This is a genomic window from Sphingobium sp. IP1 (assembly GCF_002708645.1).
GTDB classification, from domain to species: Bacteria; Pseudomonadota; Alphaproteobacteria; order Sphingomonadales; family Sphingomonadaceae; genus Sphingobium; species Sphingobium yanoikuyae.
In genome coordinates this window covers 147,035-166,885 of the sequence record NZ_NOIW01000001.1, presented here as the reverse complement: position 1 = coordinate 166,885, position 19,851 = coordinate 147,035, and the positions used below count along the sequence as shown (strand labels likewise).

Here is a 19,851-nt window from a genome sequence, read left to right as displayed (position 1 = left end):
TTATCATGTAGCGCGTTCCGCCGGCCTGTCACGCGAAACAAGCCGGTTTTTGGCGCCGTGGATCAGGTGGAAGACCAGCAATGCGACGAATGGCATGGCAAGCCCCAGCAGCAGCGTCGCGGACAGGCGCGGCCAGTGCTTTTCCACCGCCTTGAGCGGATAGGAGAGCAGGCCCAGCGCATAATAGCTGACGGCAACCGTCGACAGTCCTTCGACCAGTTGCTGAAGCTGGAGCTGCATCCGCGCGCTGCGGTCCATCGAGGCGAGCAGGCGGCCATTCTGGTTCTCGATATGGGTTTCGATCCGGGTGCGCAGCAGGGCGGTGAACTGCGCTGCGCGGCCGTTGAGCAGCGCCAGCCGGTCGGTCAGCGCCGCGCAGGTGCGCACGGCGGGCCATAGCCGCCTTTCGGTGAAGTCGGCGAGCGAGCGATGACCGGCGATCGGCACGACATCCAGTTCGGCGAGGCGACTGGCGACGATCCGGCCATAGGCGGCGGTCGCGCTCATCCGATAGGCGCACCCGCTGTCGATCGACAATATGTCGGCGGACAACTGAATCAGTCGCCCCAGCAGGACATCGTCGCGCACCTCGCCGGCGGCCAGCGCCCGGCCGACCTGCTCCAGCGCCTGTTCCAGCCAGTCAAGATCGGCCCAGGCCGTGCGCGCCGGCGGCAGGCCAAGCAGCGCCAGATTGCGATAATTGCCCAGTTCCTGCAGCCGCTGGACGCAGCGGGCAAGATCGCCGGGCAGCAGGCCATTGGCGGCCACCACCATCCGGCCATAGCCATCATCATGGATGCGGAAATCGGTCCAGATGCGCGCGCCGCCACCGACATGACAGGTGACGAGCTGGCCCGCCGGGAACCCGGCACTGGCCACCAGCTCAGCGGCAGCGCCTTCATCCGCGACGATCGCCAGCCGCACGGCGCGGATCACCGCGCCCGGCAGATATTCGGCCCAGGCGATCGCGGCACGGGCGTCGGCCGCGTCGGGAAAATCCCAGCCGACCGGGTCGCTGCCGCCGCGCACCAGGGTGACCGTGCTGGCCTCGCTATGCTGTTCCCAGTGGAGATGGATGTCGGCGCCCAGCCGGGTCTCGCGATGGCGGCTGTCATGCCCCGGACGCAGATCGCCCGGCATGGCGGGCAAGGCCGCCAGTTCCGCCGTGCGCGCGTCCGCATCGAGCAGGCGGACAAGCTGGATCATCCGTGCCGGGACCGTCAGCGCGGGCTCGCGGCGCAATTGCATCTCGCCCACCACCTGCGGGCGCAGCGCATGTTCGGTGAAGCGCCGCTCAGCCACCACGCGCCGGCTCTCCAGCGGCTTCCAGCAGATCCGCCTCCGCATCGGTGAAGACGCGCGAGCGGACGATGAAGCGCTGCCCCTCCGGGCTTTCGAGCGACATGCCGGCGCCCCGCCCCGGCACCACGTCGATCGTCACCTGGGTATGGCGCCAATATTCGAACTGGGCCGCGCCGATCCACACCGGCACATCACCCGCGACATGGCCCAGCAGCACGTCCTGCGGGCCGACCCGGAACTCGCCGCGCGGGAAGCACATCGGCGCGGAACCGTCGCAGCAGCCGCCCGACTGGTGGAACATCAGCGGGCCATGCTGGTCGGTCAGGCGCGCGATCAGCGCTTCGGCCGCTGGCGTAGCGAGAATGCGAGCAGGACAATCGGCCATCGATCCGATCCTTCAGAACCAAAACCGCCATAGGCAAAACTGGCAGAACCAAAGCTGGCGGGCATCCGGGGGAGGATGCCCGCCAAAGGTGCGGAGCGCCAAGAAAGGAGAGAGAAGGGGCGCTCCGCGGTGGATCCGTCAGAAGAAGCCCAGCGCCTTGGGGCTGTAGCTGACCAGCAGATTCTTGGTCTGCTGATAATGGTCGAGCATCATCTTGTGATTTTCGCGGCCGATGCCCGACTGCTTGTAGCCGCCAAAGGCCGCATGGGCCGGATAGGCATGATAGCAGTTGGTCCAGACGCGACCGGCCTGGATGCCCCGGCCCATGCGATAGGCACGGGCGCCGTCGCGGGTCCACACGCCTGCGCCTAGGCCATAGAGCGTGTCATTGGCGATGGCGAGCGCCTCCGCCTCGTCCTTGAAGGTGGTGACGGCCAGCACCGGGCCGAAAATCTCCTCCTGGAAGATGCGCATCCTGTTATGGCCCTTGAGCACGGTGGGCGTCACATAGAAGCCATCGGCCAGCTCGCCGTCATGGGTGGCACGATCGCCGCCGGTCAGCACTTGTGCGCCCTCTTCCTTGCCGATCGCGATGTAGGAAAGGATCTTTTCGAGCTGGTCGTTCGACGCCTGGGCGCCGATCATCGTCGAGGGATCGAGCGGGCTGCCCTGCTTGATCCCCTTCACCCGCGCGATCGCCCGTTCGATGAACTTTTCGTAGATCGATTCCTGGATCAGCGCACGGCTCGGGCAGGTGCAGACCTCGCCCTGGTTGAGCGCGAACATGGCGAAGCCTTCGAGGCATTTGTCGAAATAATCATCGTCCGCATCCATCACATCCTCGAAGAAGATGTTGGGCGACTTGCCGCCCAGTTCCAGCGTGACGGGGATCAGGTTTTCCGACGCATATTGCATGATCAGCCGACCGGTCGTGGTCTCGCCGGTGAAGGCGATCTTCGCTATCCGCTTGTTCGACGCCAGCGGCTTGCCCGCTTCCACGCCGAAGCCGTTGACGATATTGAGGACGCCCGGCGGCAGCAGGTCGCCGATGATCTCCGCCAGCACCAGCACCGACATCGGCGTCTGCTCGGCAGGCTTGAGCACGATGCAGTTGCCGGCGGCGAGCGCAGGCGCCAGCTTCCACACTGCCATCAGGATCGGGAAGTTCCAGGGGATGATCTGGCCGACGACCCCCAGCGGCTCATGGAAATGATAGGCGATGGTGTCATGGTCGATCTCGCTGATCGATCCTTCCTGGGCGCGGGCGCAGCCGGCGAAATAGCGGAAATGATCGATGGCGAGCGGAATGTCGGCATGGGTGGTTTCGCGGATCGGCTTGCCATTGTCGATCGTCTCGGCCAGCGCGATGAGGTCGAGATTGGCCTCCATGCGATCGGCCATCTTGAGCAGGATGTTCGATCGCTGCGTCGACGACATCTTGCCCCACGCGTCCTTGGCGGCATGGGCGGCGTCGAGCGCGGCCTCGATATCCTCGGCCGTGCCGCGCGCGACCTGGCACACGACCTGGCCGGTGACCGGCGAGATATTGTCGAAATATTGCCCCTTGGCCGGTGCCGTCCACTGGCCGCCGATATAATTGTCGTAGCGGTCGCGGATCAGGGTCTGGCCGGCGAATTTATCCAGCGCCTGTTGCAGCATCATCTTGTCTCCTGGGTCGATTTTGTGATCGTCTTTCAGCCTTCAGAAGATGGCAAAGCAGGCCGCCGGTGCAATTGGACCTTCGGTCGGATCGCCCCGTCTGCGGGACGAGGCGGGCATGAGACGCGACCTGTGCCGCCCCCTCGACAGAGACCCGACGGGCTGCTCTATCTGGCAGGCCCCTTCCCTGCCCCGGAGAGATTTCCCCCATGTTCCAAGTTTCCCACCTGGTCATCGTCGGTGGCGGGTTCAGCGGTACGCTGCTGGCGATCAACCTGCTGCGCTACGGGACGATGCGGGTGACATTGGTCGAGCGGCGGCCCGAACGGCTGGGCAAGGGCGTCGCGTTCGGCAGCGCCCTGCCCGACCATATCCTCAATGTCCGCGCCGGCAACATGAGCGCCTTTCCCGACCAGCCGGGCCATTTCGCGCAATGGCTGGCGGAGACGAGTGGCGGGACAAGACCCGCGCCGAGGCGGGCGACCGGCTGGACGTGATCGATGACGCGGCGGTCGACATCCGCATGACCGGCGATGGCTGTGTCGTCGAACTGGCGTCGGGCAAGACGCTGGCGGCCGACGCGGTGGCGCTGGCGCCGGGCAATCTGCCGCCGCATGACCTGCCGCCATTCCGGGACAAGGCGGCTCCGCTCTATGTGTCCGAACCCTGGGGCGCGGACATTGCCGAGGGGCTGACGCCGAGCGACAAGATACTGCTACTGGGCACGGGCCTGACCGCGGTGGATTGCGCGCAGACGCTGGACAGCGCGGGCTTTCGCGGATCGATCCTGGCGCTGTCGCGGCGCGGGCTGGTGCCGCACAGCCATGCGCCGGCCGCGCCCTTCCCCGCCCTGCGCGAGCGGCCCGCCGCCCATTGCGCCGGGTTGGTCCGCACCATCCGCCAGCGGGCCGAGGCGGTTGGCTGGCGCCGCGCGGTCGATGAACTGCGCCCCTTCACCCAGGATATATGGCGGGCGGCCTCCCCGGTCGAACGGGCGCGCTTCCTGCGCCATGCCCGGCCCTATTGGGACGTGCATCGCCACCGCATCGCGCCGCAGGTGGCCGAACGAATCGCCGCGATGCAGGCGAGCGGGCGGCTGCGGATCGCGGCGGGCCGGATCATCGGCGCGCAGGACGCCGACCAGGGACTGATCGTGCAATGGCGGCCGCGCGGCGGCGAACAGGTGCAGGATATCCGGGTGGCGCGGGTGGTCAATTGCACCGGGCCGCTGGCCGACCTTGGCCGCGCCGACGATGTGCTGCTGCGCCGGCTGGCGGATCGCGGCGCAATCCGGCCCGATGCGCTGGCGATCGGCATCGACACCAACCGGCAGGGCCATGCCATCGCACGCGACGGCAGCGCGCAGGAACGGCTGCTGGTGGTCGGGCCGATGACGCGCGGCGCCCATTGGGAGATCGTCGCCGTGCCGGATATCCGCCGCCATAGCTGGGACATGGCGCGCGCGCTGACCGGCGCGCAATGGGTGGAGGCGGAAGGGCTCTAGAGCAAATTCCGATCCGACTGCGTCAGATCGGTTGCTCTAAGTTTTTGGTTTAAAACGTTTTCCGAGTCATCAGGTAATTCCACCTGATTAGAAAACGCTCTAAACCGGCAGCTCGACCTGCGCGCGCAGCCCGCCATCGGGAGTGCGCGCCAGCGACACTCGCCCCTGATGCGCCTGCGCTGCCGACTGGACGATCGACAGGCCGAGACCCACGCCGCCGGTGCTGCGGTTGCGGGAGGGTTCGCCGCGATAGAAGGGCTCGAAGGCGCGGGCGATATCGGCCTGCTCCATGCCCGGCCCGTCATCCTCGATCGTGACGATCGCCCGCCCCTCGTCGCGCATCACCTGCACCCGCGCGCGGTCGCCATATTTGATCGCATTGTCGATCAGGTTGGTGAACAGCCGTTTGAGCAGGATCATGTCACCCGCGATGATGACAGGCTCCGCGCCGGTCAGGGTCACGTCGCGGCCCATGTCGGCGAAGTCATCGACCAGCCCCTCGACCAGCAGGCCAAGGTCGAGCGGTTCCTTGAGCCGGGGGCGGTTTTCATTGTCGACGAAATCCAGCGTCGTGCCGATCAGCGCCTCCATCTGGCGGATTTCCTCCTCGGCCGCGATCCGCACCGGCGCGGGCGCGGCGGTGAGGTGGAAATGGAGGCGCGACAGCGGCGTGCGCAGATCATGCGCGATCGCGCCGACGACCGAGGTGCGTTCGCGCACATAGCGGGCGATGCGCGCCTGCATCTCGTTGATCGATTGCGCCGCCAGCCGGATCTCGCTCGGCCCGTCGAGCGGGATCGGCTGTTCCTCCTGCCCTGCCCCCATCCGCTCGGCCGAGGCCGCGAAGGCGCGGATCGGGCGGGTCAGCCGCGCGCTGAACCAGAGGCTGAGCGGCACCACCAGCAGGATGCCGACGAGGAAGGCATATTGGCCGAGCAGCCGCCAGAGCGACCGCCCGCCCCGCGCTTCCCGCGTGATCATCCGCCACTGACCGTCGGGCTGGCGGATCGCGGCGGTGAAGGTGCCCAGGATGAAGGGATCGGCGACGCCATCGGGGCCGTAGAGCTGCATCTCCTCGACGAACTGGCCGATCCGCTCGCGATCGCCGGGGTCGAGGCGGATGCGCACATCGGCCGCGGGCAGGCTGAGGCGCCGGGCCAGCAGCGCGGCGATCAGCCGATCGGCCGGGTCGGTCGATGCCGGCGGCGCGGCCGCCTGGCGCACCTCATGCACCACCGGCTCATCGCGCAGCAGGGGCTGGCCATGGACGATGCGGGCAATCTCATAGACCGACAGCGGCACCCGTTCGGGCGGAATGAAATAGAGCAGCAGGGTCAGGCTGAAGGCGGTCAGCGTCAGGATCACGACCAGGGCCAGCGCCAGCAGATGGGCGTGGATCGAATTGGCCCAGCGCAGGAAGCCCGCCTTCATCCGCGCTGCACCGGCGCCTGGAAGATATAGCCTTCGGACCGGACGGTGTGGATCAGTTCGCCGCGTGCGCGGGTGCCGAGCTTGCGGCGCAAGCGGCTGACCTGGGTGTCGATCGCCCGGTCGAACACATCGGCATCCTCGCCCCGCGCCAGTTCGACCAGCGCGTCGCGGTTCAATATCTGCTGGGGATGTTCGATGAAGGCAAGCAGCAGGGCGAACTCCCCCTCCGACAGGCTGATGATGATGCCGGCGGGATCGCGCAGCACCCGGCGTACCGGATCGAGCTGCCACCCTTCGAAATGATAATGGGCCAGCACCGGCTGGCGGGTGTCGGCGACCGGGCGGCGGCGGCGCTGCAGCGCACGGATGCGGGCGAGCAGTTCGCGCGGCGACAGCGGCTTTGGCAGATAATCGTCGGCGCCCATTTCCAGGCCGGTGATCCGGTCCCCTTCCGTCCCCAGCGCCGACACCATGATGATGCCGGCATCCTGCTGCCCCGCGAGCGAGCGGGCGATCGACAGCCCGTCCTCGCCCGGCATCATGACGTCGAGGACGATGATATCGACCGGCTGACGGGCAAGGATGGCGCGCATCGCCGGGCCATCGGCCGCTTCGCTGACGACATAGCCTTCCTGCATCAGGAAAGCGCGGGCCAGCGCGCGCAGCGACGGATCGTCATCGACGATCAGGATATGCGTGTCGCCCGGCGCGCTGTCGCCTGTCAGCTTCGCTGTCACCCTTACCTCTCCTCTTCCCATTCCGCCCCTTCTAGCCGCCGGCCCGCGCCGGATTTTGTCAGGCCCGACACAAAGGGCGGAATAAGCGCCTGCATTCTGCGCCGATTTTGTCGGCGCTGACAAATTAATCCGGCGCCCCCCTGCTAGAAGGATCGCACAAGAGGACCGGAGCAACCGGGCCGGCAGGGAAGAGGAGTGGGCCGCATGGCGGCAAGCCATCATCATGTCCGTCACTGGAGCCGCCGATCGGCATTGGGCCTGATCGCCTGCGTGCCGCTGGGGCTAGCGAGCATGGCCAATGCCGCCGAGTGCGTCGATCCGGCCAGCCTGTCCGCCGCGCAGAAGAGCATGCGCAAGTCGCTGGGCTTTCGCACGTCGAGCGATGCGACCAAGCGCTGCGGCCTGTGCGCCTTCTTCACCGCCGCCCAGCCGGGCTGCGGCAAATGCGCGCTGCTGAGCGGCGGCATCGTGCCGGCCGAGGGCGTGTGCGACAGCTGGGCGAAGAAGAGCTGATGGCGAACCCCGCGCGCCAATATGTCTGGGACTTGCCCATCCGGCTGTTTCACTGGGCGCTGGTCGGCCTGATCGGCTTTTCCTGGTGGAGCGCGGAAACCTATCACATGGACTGGCATCGCCTGTCGGGTCAGGCCGTGCTGTTCCTGATCGCCTTTCGCCTGATCTGGGGCCTGATCGGGTCGGGGCCGGCGCGCTTTGCCCAGTTCCTGCGCGGGCCGCGCGCGATCTTCGCCTATCTGACCGGCCGTGCGCCCGCCGCGCCGGGCCATAATCCGCTGGGCGGCTGGAGCGTGGTAGCGATGCTGCTGGCGCTGTCGGTGCAGGTCGGCACCGGCCTGTTCGCGGTCGATATCGACGGCATCGAATCCGGGCCGCTGTCGCATCTGGTCGATTTCGATCAGGGCCGGCTCGCCTCCGACATCCATGGCATCAGCTTCACCATCCTGCAGATGCTGATCGGCCTGCATGTCCTGGCGGTGCTGTTCTACCTGCTGGTGCGCCGCCGCAACCTGATCGGGCCGATGGTTAGCGGCCGGGCGAAAGTGACCGGCGAGCCGGTAGCGGTGCGGCGCGCTTCGCCTGTCGCCTTCGCCGTCGCCATCCTGCTGGCGGGCAGCCTCGCCTGGTGGGTCTTTGCCGATCCGATGCTGTGACAGACATGAAAGGGACGAGGATGAGGATACACGATACAGCGCGGATGAAGCGGCCGATCGCGATGCTGGCACTGCTCTGCGCGGCGCCGCTGGCGGCGGCACCCGGCGATATCGTCGCCACCCGGATCGCGGGCTTCCGCGAGGTCGGCGCGGCGTTCAAGAATATCAATGACGAGCTGAAATCGGCCACACCGCAAACCTATGTGATCCAGATTTCGGCGCGGCAGATCCGCGATTATGCGCGCCAGCAGCAGGGCTGGTTCCCGGCCGGCAGCGGCCCGAAACCCGGCGTCAAGACGGCCGCCAAACCGGAAATCTGGAGCCAGCCAGCCGCATTCAAGGCGGCGCAGGACGGCTTTACCGCACAGGCCAACAGCTTCGCCACCGTCGCGGCGAGCGGCGACGTGGCGAAGATGCGGGTTGCGGCCAAGACGCTGGGGCAAAGCTGTGGCACCTGCCATCGCAGCTTCCGCGTCGAGGAGAAGCGCTGATGTGGCGCCGGGCGGCCGCGATCCTGTGGCTGGTGCAGCCGGCCGCGCTCTGGGCGCAGGCCGCCGACCTGCCGCCCGAGGCCGCGAGCGGCGAGCCGCTGCCGGCGGGGGTCAGCGTCCGCAAGGTCGGTGACCAAAACGTCTATGTCGATGCCCATGGCCGCACCCTCTATGGCATGGACATGCGCGCCGTGACCGGGCGGACCGGGCATCAGCCGCTCTGGTGTTCGGGTGATTGCCTGACCCAATGGACGCCGCTCGCCGCGCCCGCCAAGGCGGAGATCGTGCCTGCGCCGCCCGAGTTCGGCGGCGATCGCAAGGCGCCCCGGCTGAAGCAGGATGGCGCCGACTGGATCGTGATGCAGGGGCCGAGCGGGCCGCAATGGGTCTATAAGCGGGTCAATCTGGTCTTCACCCATGCCGGCGAGCGGCCGGGCACGATCGGGCATGAGGGCGAGGACGGGCTCGTCTGGAACAGCCTCAAATATGTGCCGGCCGCGCCCAAGATCGACGCGCCGGCCGATGTGACGGCGCGGCTGGTGGACGGACGCTATCTGCTGGTCGATGGTCAGGGCAATTTGCTGATTACGCATAAGGGCAAGGCCTGTGGCACGGCCTGCGCCGACTGGCGCGTCTTCCCGGCGGGCATGGCGCGACGGGGCATGGGCGCCTGGACCGTGCGGCCCGATGGCGACCGCGCCCAATGGGCCTATCGCGACCGGCCGGTCTTCACCATCGCGGGCGACGACCCGGCGGACATTCCCGCCGAGGCCGAACCGCTGATCCCATGACATTTCGCAAGGAGAGGATGATCGTGCAGAATCATCGCAAACTGATCCTGCTGCTGGGCGCGCTGCCGCTCGCGGCGTCGGTGCCGGCATCGGTGTCAGCGCAGGGGGACGCCCCCGCGAAGTCCGCCGTCCCTGCCACGCTGCCCGCCCCGCCAGCCAATGGCGAGATGGGTTTCGTCGTCAGCCATTTCGCGCCCGCCATCTATCAGGGCAAGGAGGATTGCCCGCAGGGCCTCGCCGCGACCCTGCGCGAAAATTATCTCCAGACCCAGCCGGTGGGGGAACGCACGCGGCTGCTGGAAAAGGCGAACGAGAAGGAGCTGACCGCGCGCTGGACAGGCTATGCCTTCGGTCCCGACAATCTCAACATCTGCACCCATCCCGACAAGTTCGACCGGCCGCCCCAGCGCATGGTGCAGGGCAAGGTCGCGCAGGGGCTGAACCTGGACGATGATGCGGATGGCGCGGCGGCGGACGACAGCTGCGGCCATGCCAATTTTACCGGGCCAGCCGGCGAGCCGGGCGTCGACAACCAGATGTGGCGGGCAATGGGCTGCGTCCGGACCTGGCGCGGGGTCGACGGCACGGGCGGCGACATCGTCAAGGGCCTGACCCAGTTTCTGGTGAGCGGCGAACATAGCCAGCTGCTGCTGCTGAGCGGCGTCGACAGTCTGGAAAATGATCCCGACGTGACGGTGATCTACGCCAATACCGAGGATCGGGCGGTGGTGGATTCGCGCCAGAATTTCATCCCCGGCGCCAGCTACAGCGTCACCGCCAATGCCGCCCATCGCAATGTGCTGAAAGGGCGGATCGTCAATGGCGTGCTCACCACCGAGCCGGCCCATATCCGCCTGAAGCAGAATTGGGGGCAAGGGTCGGAGCGCGACATTCGTGGCCGGCGCAACGAATATGATTTCACCAAAGCGCGGCTGCGCTTCACCTTCCAGCCGGACGGATCGATCAAGGGCATCGTCGGCGGCTATCAGCCGATCTGGAACGTGATGGCCAGCGCCTCGGTCGGTGGCGAGGGCGCGGCGACTACGGCCGGCTACGACTGCGCCGCCATGTATGCGGCGTTGAAGGCGATGGCCGATGGCGATCGCGATCCGGCGACCGGCCAGTGCCGCCGCATTTCGAGCGGCATGGAGGCCTGGGCCGTGCCCGCCTTCGTCACCGACCGTCTGCCCCAGCCCAAGGTGGCGCAGCGATGAGCGGGCCGTTTCGCCACAGGGCGCGCTGGACGCTGTTCGCCGGGTTGCTGCTGAGCGCCTGCACGGTCGAGAAGGCGCCGCAGACCGCCGCCACGCCCGAGGCCAGCTTCGCGCCCTTGAAGACGCCGCTGGGCCAGGTGGCGGGGATGCGCCGTCTGACCGAAGCGCAATATCGCAACAGCATCGCCGATATCTTCGGCCCCGACATCAAGGTCGCCGGCCGGTTCGAGCCGATCGTGCGGCCGGTGCATGAGCTTATCGCGACCGGCGCCAGCGCATCGACCATCTCGCCCGCCGGACTGGAGCAGTTCGACGCAATGGCGCGCAATATCGCCGCGCAGGTGTTCGCGCCGGATCGCCGCGCCCAGTTCATGCCCTGCGCCCCGCGCGATGCGGCCGCGCCCGATGCCGATTGCGCCGCGCGGATGCTGATGCCGATCGGTCGCTACCTGTTCCGCCGGCCAATGACGCAGGAGGAGATCGGCGCCTTCGTCATGATGGCCGGCAAGGGCGCTGGCGATGGCCAGGGTTTCTATGACGGGATGCAGCTGGCGCTCGCCGCCATGCTGGTATCGCCACAATTCCTCTACATCATCGAGAGCGCAGAGCCCGACCCGGAGGCGCCCGGCAGCCTGCGGCTCGACAACCATGCCCGCGCCGCGCGGCTGAGCTATCTGCTGTGGAACACGACGCCCAATGAGGCGCTGCTGCGCGCTGCCGACGAGGGCAAGCTCACCGATCCGGCGCAACTTGCGGCGATCGCGCAGAAAATGGTGCGCTCGCCCCGGCTGGAGGATGGCGTGCGCGCCTTCTTCGCCGACATGCTGCTGTTCGAGAAGTTCGACGAAATGGCCAAGGACCAGATCGTCTATCCCCGCTTCAACCCCGATGTCGCATCGGCCCTGTCCGAACAGATGCTGCGCATGATCGTCGACCAGCTGGTGACGCGGCAGGGCGATTATCGCGACCTGTTCACCACCCGGCGGACCTTCATCAACCGGGCGCTGGGGCCGCTCTATCAGGCGAAGGTGTCCAGCATGCAGGGCTGGGTGCCCTATGAATTTGCCGATGGCGACGATCGCGCCGGGCTGCTGGGCCAGGCCGGCTTCCTGGCGCTCTATTCCCATTCGGGCCGCAGTTCGCCAACCCTGCGCGGCCGGGCGATCCGCGAGCTGCTGCTGTGCCAGCCGGTGCGCAATCCGCCAGGCAACGTCAATTTCACCGCCGTGCAGGATGTCGGCAACAAGGCGATGCCGACCGCGCGCATTCGCCTGAACGCCCATAATAGCGACCCGGTCTGCGCCGCCTGTCACAAGATCACCGACCCGCTGGGCCTGCCGCTGGAGCGGTTCGACGGCATCGGCGCCTTCCGCCGGACCGAGAATGACGCGCCGATCGATACCGCCGGCGTGTTCGAGGGCACGGCCTTCCAGGGCAATGTCGGCCTGGGTCAGGCGCTGGCGGCGAGCAAGTCGACCACCGAATGCGTTGCCGGCCGCGCTTTCCAATATGCGACCGGGCGCATGCCGGAGGATGAGGAGGCGACCGCGATGGCACTGGAACAGGGCTTCGCCGCCGATGGCTATCGCATCCAGGCGCTGTTCCTGCGGGTCGCGACCATGGCCGATGCCTATCGCGTCAGCACCCCACCGCTGGCCAAGCCGCAGGTCGCGATGATGACCAGCCCGCATATCCGTGAAGGAGACCGCCCATGAGCTTCCCCCTCGATCGCCGCACCGCGCTGCGCGGCATGGTCAACGGCATGGCCGTGGCCGTCGGCCTGCCGCTGCTCGACATCTTCCTCGACGGCAACGGCACCGCCATGGCGTCGACCGGCGCACCGATGCCGATCCGCTTCGGCACCTGGTTCTGGGGGCTGGGCGTCAATCCGCCGCGCTGGTTCCCCAGCGCCGCCGGCAAGGATTATGAGCTGAAGGTCGAGCTGGCCTCGATCGAGGCGCTCAAGCACAAGGTCAATATCCTGGGCGACTTCACCCTGCCACTCGACGGCAAGCCCAACCTGCCGCACATCAGCGGCGGCATCGGCATCCGCACCGGCATGGCGATCGATTCCGACCGGGGCCTGCCGGGGCCGTCCTTCGACGTGTCGATCGGCGATGTGATCGGCACCCGCACCCGCTTCCGTTCGATCGAGCTGTCGGCGACCGGCGATCCGCGCAATTCGCTGTCCGGGCGCGGCAATGGCAATCTCAACCCGGCGGAAGTGTCGCCCGCCGCCCTTTATACAAGGCTGTTCGGCGCCGGCTTCCATGATCCCAACAGCGCGACCTTCACCCCCGATCCGGCGGTCATGGCTCGGCGCAGCGTCCTGTCCGGCGTGTCCGACCAGCGGCAGGCGCTGGAGGCGCGGCTGGGCGCGGCCGACAGGCAGCGGCTCGACCAATATTTCACCTCGCTGCGGCAGCTCGAAAACCAGCTCGACGTGCAACTGACCAAGCCGGCGCCGATGCAGGCCTGTATCGTCCCGCCCAAGGTGCCGGACCTGCCGGTCAATGCAGAGATCGAGAATGTCATGCGCAATCACGAGATCATGACCGATCTGCTGGTGATGGCGATGGCGTGCGACAATGTCCGGCTGTTCAACATGAACTTCAACAATGGCGCGTCGTCCCTGACGCGGGTGGGCAGCACCATCACCCATCATCAGCTGACCCATGAGGAGGTGCTGGATAACCGGCTGGGCTATCAGCCCGAAGTCACCTTCTATGTCGACAAGTGCATGGAAGCCTGGACCTATTTCATCAAGGCGATGGACGCGGTGAAGGAAGGCGACCGCACCCTGCTGGATAACAGCCTGGTCTTTGCCCATAGCGAGACCGAGTTCGCCAAATTCCACACCATCGACAATATCCCGATGATGACGGCCGGATCGGCGGGCGAGCGCATCCATACCGGCCAATATATTACCGGCGACGGATCGCCGGTCAGCCGGGTCGGCCTGACCCTGCAACAGGCGATGGGCGTGCCGGTCGACCGTTGGGGCACGGGCAGCCTGGAGACGAACAAGATCATCCCCGGACTGATCGTCTGATCCCCTACTCGACCCGCGCCGCGTAGAGGCCGTGATGCGACAGCATGAACAGGGTCTTGCCGTCCGGGCCGCCGAACAGCAGCTGTAGCGGCCGTTCGGGCACGTCGATCCGACCGATCGGCTTGCCGTCGGGCGCGTAGACGAAGACCTGGCCATTGGCGACATAGACCCGGCCCTGCGCGTCGCTGACCACGCCCTCGCCACCACGATCGGCGAAGGGCTTGAGGTCGGTCAGCGTGCCGTTGCCCGCGACCAGCGCGCTGTAGGTGCGATTTTCCGATCCGTTGGTGACATAGATGCGCTGGCCCGGCTTGCCCTGAACGAAGCCATAGCTGTCGAGCGTGTGGGAGAAGCGCAGGCCGCGATGGTCGACCGGTCCCTGGGCGAAGACGCGCCAGGCCGGCAGGGCGATGCTGCCGTCGGGCGAGACATAGGCCTGCGCATTGGGCTGGGCGGCGTCGCGGGCGAACATGTCGGCAAGCGTGGTGAATTGATAGGTCCTGGGATCGATCTGGTCCCTGAACTCGCCATTCACCCACCAGTTGACCGGGAAGATGGTGGCGGCAGCGCCCTGCCCCGCAGCCGTCGCCGGGATGACGCTGACCTGCGTGTCGGGCGCGCCGGGGGTGACGCTGTAGACGGTGCCGTTGCGGCCATAGGAAGAGAGGACGAGCAGATTGCCCGACTTGTCGATGGTCAGGTTCACCGGATCGAGCGCGGCGTCGCGGATCATCTCCAGCCGGCCCGCGTCGGACCAGCGCCAGATGCGCTGGAAGAAACGGTCGATGAAATAGAGCCGGCCCTGTGCGTCCACCGCGCCGCCGCCCAGACCATAGAAACCGTCAGCGAGCTTCTGAACGCTCGCGCCGCCGAAGGTCGAGGGGGCGACCGGATCGGGTTTCGCCGGCACGTCCAGTACGGCGAATTCGCGCTCGCGCACTTCCAGGCCGTGGGTGATATCCTGAATGGCGTTTTCGAACGGATATTTGGTGAGCCGCAGGAAGGTGCCGCAGCCATTTTCGTCGCAGGTGCCGACCCCGCTTTCCGCGTTCACATGGACGTTGCGGAAGCGGATATCGTGCGAATTATAGAGCGACACGGCGGTCGGCGCGGGCTTGCGCGTGCGGGTGACGCGATAGCCGTGGAAATTGGCGACCAGGATGTTGCGCGAGTCGCGGATTTCGAGCGCGACGGCGTCGCCGCTCTCGCCCGCCTCGCCTTCGGTCTGGGGCGCCAGCAATTCCCAGTTGGCGACGCGGTTGAGGCCGATTTCGGTGCGGACATGATGTTCGACCGAGGCCTGAATCAGCCGGCCCGGCGTTTGCGTGTCGGAGATCAATATGCCTGGATGGCCGAAGGTGCTGGGGCTCCAGATATTGGCGAAGGTGCCCCCGCCCCCCTGCGTCACCCAGAGGCTGGCATATTGGCCGCCCCAGCGGCGCGATGCGTCGGGATCGGCGGTGGCATTGTTGTTGTAGGGACTGCGCCGGCTGCCATCGAAGGCGTCGGTGCCATGGCCGCCCTGGAACTTGACGTCGTTGACCATGGAGTTGGCGCCAGCCTTCCACAACAGGCCGGTCGCGCGCGGATTGGCGCCATTGGTATCGAGCGCCAGGCCGGCGACGATCGCGTCGCCACCCTGCGCGCTTTCCACCAGTGCCTTGGGCGCGCCGACGCCCTGGAAGGCAGGCGTGCCATCGGGCAGGACGATCTGGGTCAGGCTGGGGTGGAGGCCGATCAGCACCGTGTCGGCGCGCAGCCGCAGCGTGTCGCTGACCTTGTAGAAGCCGGCGGGGAGGTAGACGACACGATGGCTGTCGATCGCCTTTTGCAGCACGGCGGTGTCGTCCGTGACATTGTCGCCCTTCGCCCCCAAGGCGCGGACATTCACCCATTCGGACACAGGCGGCAGCGGGCGAATGGCGGGCGCGCCGGGTGCGGGCAGGCTGGCGATCGGCTGCGCCTGCATGTCGGTCTTGTAGTCGCCGATCCGGCCAAGGCCCGGCAGGGTCAGGCCATGGGTGAAGGCGGAGACCTTGTAAGCCTTCCCCTGCCCCGCCACCGTCCGGCCGCTTTCGCGGAAGCGGGCGAAGGTCGGCATGTTGGCGGCCAGCACATTCTGGAAGCCGACCTGGGTATAGACATTCTTCTCGTTGGAGATGATGACGCCGGCCTTCGACACATTTTCGAAGCGGACATCCTGACCCCAGAGCCAGTCGCCATAGCCCCGGTCGATCTCGATCCCGACCGGCACGTTGCGGAAGGCGACATTGAGCAGGGTCAGGCCCGCTTCATGCTCGCGAATGGCGGCGTCGCGCTGTCCCTCGAACGTCGCATCGACCAGGGCGAAGGGCCAGGCGGGCGAGGTCTTTTCCGCGAGTATGCCATAGCGGCCGCCCTTGAAGTGCAGATCCTCCGCCTCGTTGGCGACATGGTAGAGGCCGGCAAGGCCCGAACCGATGTCGAAATCGACATGGCTGACGAAACTGTGCTGGGCGGAATGGAAGCGGATCGCGGTCGCCGCCGGATTGCCGTCCATGATGCGGAAATCGATATTGCCGAGAGCGGAATAGAAGGTGCCCGGATTGGCGTCGGCAATTGTCTTGTCGAACGGCACGCTGCCGGCCGGCGGGAAGGCGGCGGGCCAGCTTTCCTTGTCGGTCTGGCGCTTGCCACCGGTGAAGATCAGCATATGGGCAACGCCGCGCTGAAAGCCGGGCGTGTTGGCGCCAAGCAGGATCGTCGGGCGCTGGGCGCCGATGCCGAAGATGCGCACGCCCGGCCAGAGGAACAGCGTGCGACTGATGCGATAGGTGCCCTGGGGCAGGAAGACAATGCCGCCGCCGGGCGTCGCGGCGGCGGCGTCGAGCGCCTGCTGGATCGCGGCGCTGTCATCGGCGCGGCCATCGCCCACGCCCTTCACCGTCACGGCGCGCGCATCGTCGGGCATGGCGGTGTAGACGGACGGGGACGCGAAAGCCGGCTGCGCCGCCGCCAGACATAGCAACACCGATGCACAGGCTCCACTCAATCCACGATACATCAGCCAGGCTCCGTAAAAAGAAGATGTCCCGGCCGTGCAGGACCGGGACAAGTTTGGGGGGGAGAGATGTTATGTTTTATCAGAAATTGAAGCGGACACCGGCGCGGTAGATGCGGCCCAGCGTGTCGTAGAGCGCCGGGTTGATGTCGAGACCGGTGTTGGTCTGGGGCGAGGCGACCGGATCCTTGTCGAACAGATTGTCGACCTTGCCATAGAGGGACACACGGTCGCTGAACTTGAAGGTGGCGCCGATGTCGACATAGAAGGCCCCCTTCATCTTGTTATAGTCGATGGTCGGGTGGTTCGCGGTCGAGGTCGGGCAGGACGACTGGCACACGACATATTGGTTGCCGAACGTGCCGTCGCTGATCCAGCGTTCCTGCACCGTCAGGCTGAACTTGCCGCTGTCATAGGTCTGCACCGCCAGCCATTTCCAGTCGGGCGTGTTGCCGTTATTGGCGCCGGCCTGGTCGACCGGATCGACACCGGCAATGCCCGCCTCCACAATGAACTTGCGGATATGGGTGCCGAGCGCGCGGACGGTGAAGTTGCCCGGCAGGCCGAGCGGCTGCTGCCACTGATAGCTCGCCTCGATATCGAAGCCGCTGGTCCGCCAGGAGGCAAGGTTGAACGGCTGGACATTGATATAGTTGAGGCTGGGATTGGCATTGTCGAGGCTGAAGCCGCCACAGAAGGCCTGATTGCCGTCATAGCAGAACTGGACGATCTGCTGCGCCGACAGGCTGGAGACGACGCCCTTCAGCTTGATGTCATAATAGTCGAACGACAGGCTGAGGCCCGGCAGCCAGGAGGGACGCGCCAGCACGATGCCGATTTCGGTGTTGCGGGCGATTTCCGGCTTCAGATTGGGGTTGCCGATGGTGTTCTGGAATGCCTGAACCGCTGCGCCCTGGAAGGGATCGCTGAAGTTGGGCAGGGTCGTGACGGTCGGCGCGGCGAACAGTTCCGACAGGTTCGGCGCGCGGACGTCGCGCGAGGTGACGGCGCGCAGGCGGATGCCATCGAGCGGCGTATCCCAGGTGCCGCCGACCTTCCACGCCCAGACCGTGCCCGACGTGCTGTAATGGGTGCCACGGCCCGCGGCGTTCAGATTGGCGCGGCCGACCGCTTCGCTGTCGAACAACGGCATGTCGATTTCCACGAAACCTTCATAGACTTCATATTTGCCGCGGCCATTCTTGTAGTTGCCGGCCGCCCAGTTGCTGCCCTGTGCGCCATTGAGCAGCGGGTCGGCGGGATAATCGGCGCTGTTCGGGCTGAGATCGGACACGCCCGCGCCATAGGGATCGGCATTCACGCGGTAAAATTCGCGGCGATATTCGGCACCGAAGGCGACCGACAGCGGCCCTGCCCACAATTCCACCGGATTGCCCGAGAAGTTAAGGCTGGCGACGTCCTGGGTCAGCTTGGTGTGCTGGAACGGGCCATTGTCATGCGGCGCGACATAGGCGAGCGCGGCGGCCGAGGGGGTGAAGCCGCCGAAGATGTTGATCGGCTGGCAACCGAGCGCGCGGGCGGCCGGATCGGCGCAGACGATCGCGCCGTTGAGGGTGATCGCATTGGCCGCCGCGGCATAGCGGTTCTGCAGCACGATATCCTTCACCCGGATGTCCGAGATGGTGATGCCATGCTCATAATAGGCGTCATAATTCCAGTCGGTGCCGGCCGCGCCGAACTTGCCCTTGGCGCCGGCGACGAAGCGATATTGCTTGCGATCGGTATAGACCTGCGGATCGGGGAAGGCGGCGTTGGACGAGCCGAAGCCGAAGGAGGTGATGCCGGCGGTGGCGCACTGGTCGCGCACCGACTGGGGCAGATAGGGGTTGGAGCATTGGACGGTCAGGTTGGCGCGGCCATAGCCGGGGCTGGGCTGGTTGTTGGTCTTCACCTGCGCGACATTGACCGTGACATAGGCTTCGTTGTTGTCGGCGAAATCATAGCCGATCCGGCCATAGCCGTTGATGCGCTCCAGCGAGGATTTGAGCGAGGCGCCCGAGCCGGGTGCGCCCGACAGGTCGCCGCCTTCGCAGAAGCTGTTGCCGCGATAGCAGTTGGTGACCGCGCCGGTGCCGGTCGGCGTACCGTTCGAGCCATAGTTGAACTGATAGGGATTGCCATTCTGGTCGAAGGCGATGCCCTGCAGCGGGCCATTGTTGATCAGGCCATAGCGGGCATATTGATAGGGCTGGGCATAATCGCGGTAATTATATTGCGGCAGGCCATTGTTGGTCTGGCCGGTATTCATCAGCGTGGTCGCGCGATACCAGTCGCGACTGCCGGCCAGGTCGGTGCCGAAGTCGCCGGCGCCCACGCCGCCTTCATGGTCATATTCGCCGCTGACGACGACATGCAGGCGATCGTCCATGAAGGATTTGCCATAGGCGGCCTGGACCAGCGCGGTTTCGTCATCGCCATATTTGGTGATGCTGCCCAGGACATTGCCCTTGAAGCCTTCGAAATGGGTGTCGGTGATGAAGTTGACCACGCCGCCGACCGCATCTGAGCCGTAGGAGGCCGAGGCACCGCCGGTGACGACGTCGACGCGCTTCACCAGCAGCTGCGGGAACATCGAGATGTCGGGCACGCCGGTGACATTGGCGCCAACGACGCGCTGGCCGTCGAGCAGGGTCAGGGTGCGGATCGCGCCCAGGCCACGCAGCGAGAAGGAGCTGAGGCCCTGCTGGCCGCTGGAGGTGGAGAAGGTGCCGGTGGCGGCGCCGGTCGACCCCTGGAGCGAGGGCAGCTGGGCGATGGTGTTGAAGATGTTGGGCTGGGCGTTGTTGGCGATCTGCTCCTCACCGATGACGGTGGTGGGCGTCGGCGCATTGAAGCCGCTGGTGGTGATGCGCGATCCGGTGACGATGATGTCGGCGCTCTGCGATGCCGGCGTTTCGCTCGTCTGGGCCTGCGGCGCAGGTTCGGGTGCCGGTTCGGTCTGGGCCTGGGCGGTGCCGGCCAGCGCCATGATGGCGACGGCGGCCAGGCTGACGCCCGCCATATGCCGATGGATTGCGATCTGCACGTTCATTCCTCTTCCCCTCTTGTCACCAGG

General features: G+C 66.5%; 14 protein-coding genes and 1 pseudogene. 8 read left to right on the top strand and 7 right to left on the bottom strand.

Going from position 1 to position 19,851, the window contains the following annotated elements; genetic code table 11:
• Positions 1-3: 3 nt before the first annotated feature.
• The 3 genes from CG471_RS00700 to adh form a co-directional block, all read right to left on the bottom strand.
• Positions 4-1,305 carry a DUF3422 domain-containing protein gene (locus CG471_RS00700; protein WP_099229894.1) on the bottom strand — a complete coding sequence of 434 codons (1,302 nt, stop codon included), beginning with the start codon at positions 1,303-1,305 and terminating at the stop codon, positions 4-6.
• Complete coding sequence (locus tag CG471_RS00695) at positions 1,295-1,687, bottom strand: DUF779 domain-containing protein (RefSeq protein ID WP_099229892.1); 393 nt, start codon at positions 1,685-1,687, stop codon at positions 1,295-1,297. The genes CG471_RS00700 and CG471_RS00695 overlap by 11 nt, the downstream gene beginning before the upstream one ends.
• A gap of 138 nt (positions 1,688-1,825) precedes the next feature.
• The gene (gene adh, locus CG471_RS00690) at positions 1,826-3,346 is read right to left on the bottom strand and encodes an aldehyde dehydrogenase (protein WP_099229928.1); all 1,521 of its coding nucleotides are present in this window, start codon (positions 3,344-3,346) and stop codon (positions 1,826-1,828) included.
• A gap of 209 nt (positions 3,347-3,555) precedes the next feature.
• Here adh and CG471_RS00685 point away from each other — a divergent pair.
• A pseudogene (locus CG471_RS00685) lies at positions 3,556-4,850 on the top strand (FAD/NAD(P)-binding protein).
• Between the two features lie 99 nt (positions 4,851-4,949).
• Here CG471_RS00685 and CG471_RS00680 read toward each other — a convergent pair.
• Both CG471_RS00680 and CG471_RS00675 read right to left on the bottom strand, forming a co-directional pair.
• Positions 4,950-6,281, bottom strand: coding sequence for a cell wall metabolism sensor histidine kinase WalK (locus CG471_RS00680; protein ID WP_099229890.1), 1,332 nt, complete (start codon positions 6,279-6,281; stop codon positions 4,950-4,952).
• Positions 6,278-7,018 carry a response regulator gene (locus tag CG471_RS00675; protein ID WP_099229888.1) on the bottom strand — a complete coding sequence of 247 codons (741 nt, stop codon included), beginning with the start codon at positions 7,016-7,018 and terminating at the stop codon, positions 6,278-6,280. The genes CG471_RS00680 and CG471_RS00675 overlap by 4 nt, the downstream gene beginning before the upstream one ends.
• A gap of 204 nt (positions 7,019-7,222) precedes the next feature.
• On the opposite strand from CG471_RS00675, the gene CG471_RS00670 reads away from it, so the two are divergent.
• From CG471_RS00670 to CG471_RS00640, 7 genes are read left to right on the top strand one after another with little or no spacing between them, the layout of a single operon-like run.
• Entirely contained in the window at positions 7,223-7,531 is a 309-nt protein-coding gene (locus CG471_RS00670) for a high-potential iron-sulfur protein (protein ID WP_099229886.1), read from the top strand.
• Positions 7,531-8,187: a cytochrome b/b6 domain-containing protein gene (locus CG471_RS00665; RefSeq protein ID WP_099229884.1), complete on the top strand. Its 657-nt coding sequence runs from the start codon at positions 7,531-7,533 to the stop codon at positions 8,185-8,187. The genes CG471_RS00670 and CG471_RS00665 overlap by 1 nt, the downstream gene beginning before the upstream one ends.
• 20 nt (positions 8,188-8,207) lie before the next feature.
• Positions 8,208-8,678, top strand: a complete 471-nt coding sequence (locus CG471_RS00660) for a cytochrome c (protein ID WP_257211366.1) — start codon at positions 8,208-8,210, stop codon at positions 8,676-8,678.
• Positions 8,678-9,469, top strand: coding sequence for a hypothetical protein (locus CG471_RS00655; RefSeq protein ID WP_099229880.1), 792 nt, complete (start codon positions 8,678-8,680; stop codon positions 9,467-9,469). The genes CG471_RS00660 and CG471_RS00655 overlap by 1 nt, the downstream gene beginning before the upstream one ends.
• Positions 9,470-9,486: 17 nt before the next feature.
• Positions 9,487-10,683, top strand: coding sequence for a hypothetical protein (locus CG471_RS00650; protein ID WP_099229878.1), 1,197 nt, complete (start codon positions 9,487-9,489; stop codon positions 10,681-10,683).
• A complete protein-coding gene (locus tag CG471_RS00645; protein ID WP_099229876.1) occupies positions 10,680-12,398 on the top strand; it encodes a DUF1592 domain-containing protein in 1,719 nt (572 codons plus the stop codon). The genes CG471_RS00650 and CG471_RS00645 overlap by 4 nt, the downstream gene beginning before the upstream one ends.
• Positions 12,395-13,735, top strand: coding sequence for a DUF1552 domain-containing protein (locus CG471_RS00640; protein WP_099229874.1), 1,341 nt, complete (start codon positions 12,395-12,397; stop codon positions 13,733-13,735). Before CG471_RS00645 ends, CG471_RS00640 begins: the two co-directional genes overlap by 4 nt.
• Positions 13,736-13,739: 4 nt before the next feature.
• On the opposite strand, the gene CG471_RS00635 is transcribed toward CG471_RS00640, so the two are convergent.
• Together CG471_RS00635 and CG471_RS00630 are read right to left on the bottom strand one after the other, a co-directional pair.
• Positions 13,740-16,778: a glycosyl hydrolase family 28-related protein gene (locus CG471_RS00635; protein WP_099229872.1), complete on the bottom strand. Its 3,039-nt coding sequence runs from the start codon at positions 16,776-16,778 to the stop codon at positions 13,740-13,742.
• A 79-nt stretch (positions 16,779-16,857) separates the two neighbouring features.
• A complete protein-coding gene (locus tag CG471_RS00630) occupies positions 16,858-19,827 on the bottom strand; it encodes a TonB-dependent siderophore receptor (RefSeq protein WP_099229870.1) in 2,970 nt (989 codons plus the stop codon).
• Positions 19,828-19,851 lie beyond the last annotated feature (24 nt).

What these genes read in the sequence shown, in the direction of transcription:
- CG471_RS00660 (WP_257211366.1), top strand. Translation starts at nt 8,208, where the DNA reads ATGAGGATACACGATACAGCGCGGATGAAGCGGCCGATCGCGATGCTG.
- CG471_RS00640 (WP_099229874.1), top strand. Translation starts at nt 12,395, where the DNA reads ATGAGCTTCCCCCTCGATCGCCGCACCGCGCTGCGCGGCATGGTCAAC.
- CG471_RS00655 (WP_099229880.1), top strand. Translation starts at nt 8,678, where the DNA reads ATGTGGCGCCGGGCGGCCGCGATCCTGTGGCTGGTGCAGCCGGCCGCG.
- CG471_RS00635 (WP_099229872.1), bottom strand. Translation starts at nt 16,778, where the DNA reads ATGTATCGTGGATTGAGTGGAGCCTGTGCATCGGTGTTGCTATGTCTG.
- CG471_RS00650 (WP_099229878.1), top strand. Translation starts at nt 9,487, where the DNA reads ATGATCGTGCAGAATCATCGCAAACTGATCCTGCTGCTGGGCGCGCTG.
- CG471_RS00680 (WP_099229890.1), bottom strand. Translation starts at nt 6,281, where the DNA reads ATGAAGGCGGGCTTCCTGCGCTGGGCCAATTCGATCCACGCCCATCTG.
- CG471_RS00665 (WP_099229884.1), top strand. Translation starts at nt 7,531, where the DNA reads ATGGCGAACCCCGCGCGCCAATATGTCTGGGACTTGCCCATCCGGCTG.
- CG471_RS00695 (WP_099229892.1), bottom strand. Translation starts at nt 1,687, where the DNA reads ATGGCCGATTGTCCTGCTCGCATTCTCGCTACGCCAGCGGCCGAAGCG.
- adh (WP_099229928.1), bottom strand. Translation starts at nt 3,346, where the DNA reads ATGCTGCAACAGGCGCTGGATAAATTCGCCGGCCAGACCCTGATCCGC.
- CG471_RS00670 (WP_099229886.1), top strand. Translation starts at nt 7,223, where the DNA reads ATGGCGGCAAGCCATCATCATGTCCGTCACTGGAGCCGCCGATCGGCA.
- CG471_RS00645 (WP_099229876.1), top strand. Translation starts at nt 10,680, where the DNA reads ATGAGCGGGCCGTTTCGCCACAGGGCGCGCTGGACGCTGTTCGCCGGG.
- CG471_RS00630 (WP_099229870.1), bottom strand. Translation starts at nt 19,827, where the DNA reads ATGAACGTGCAGATCGCAATCCATCGGCATATGGCGGGCGTCAGCCTG.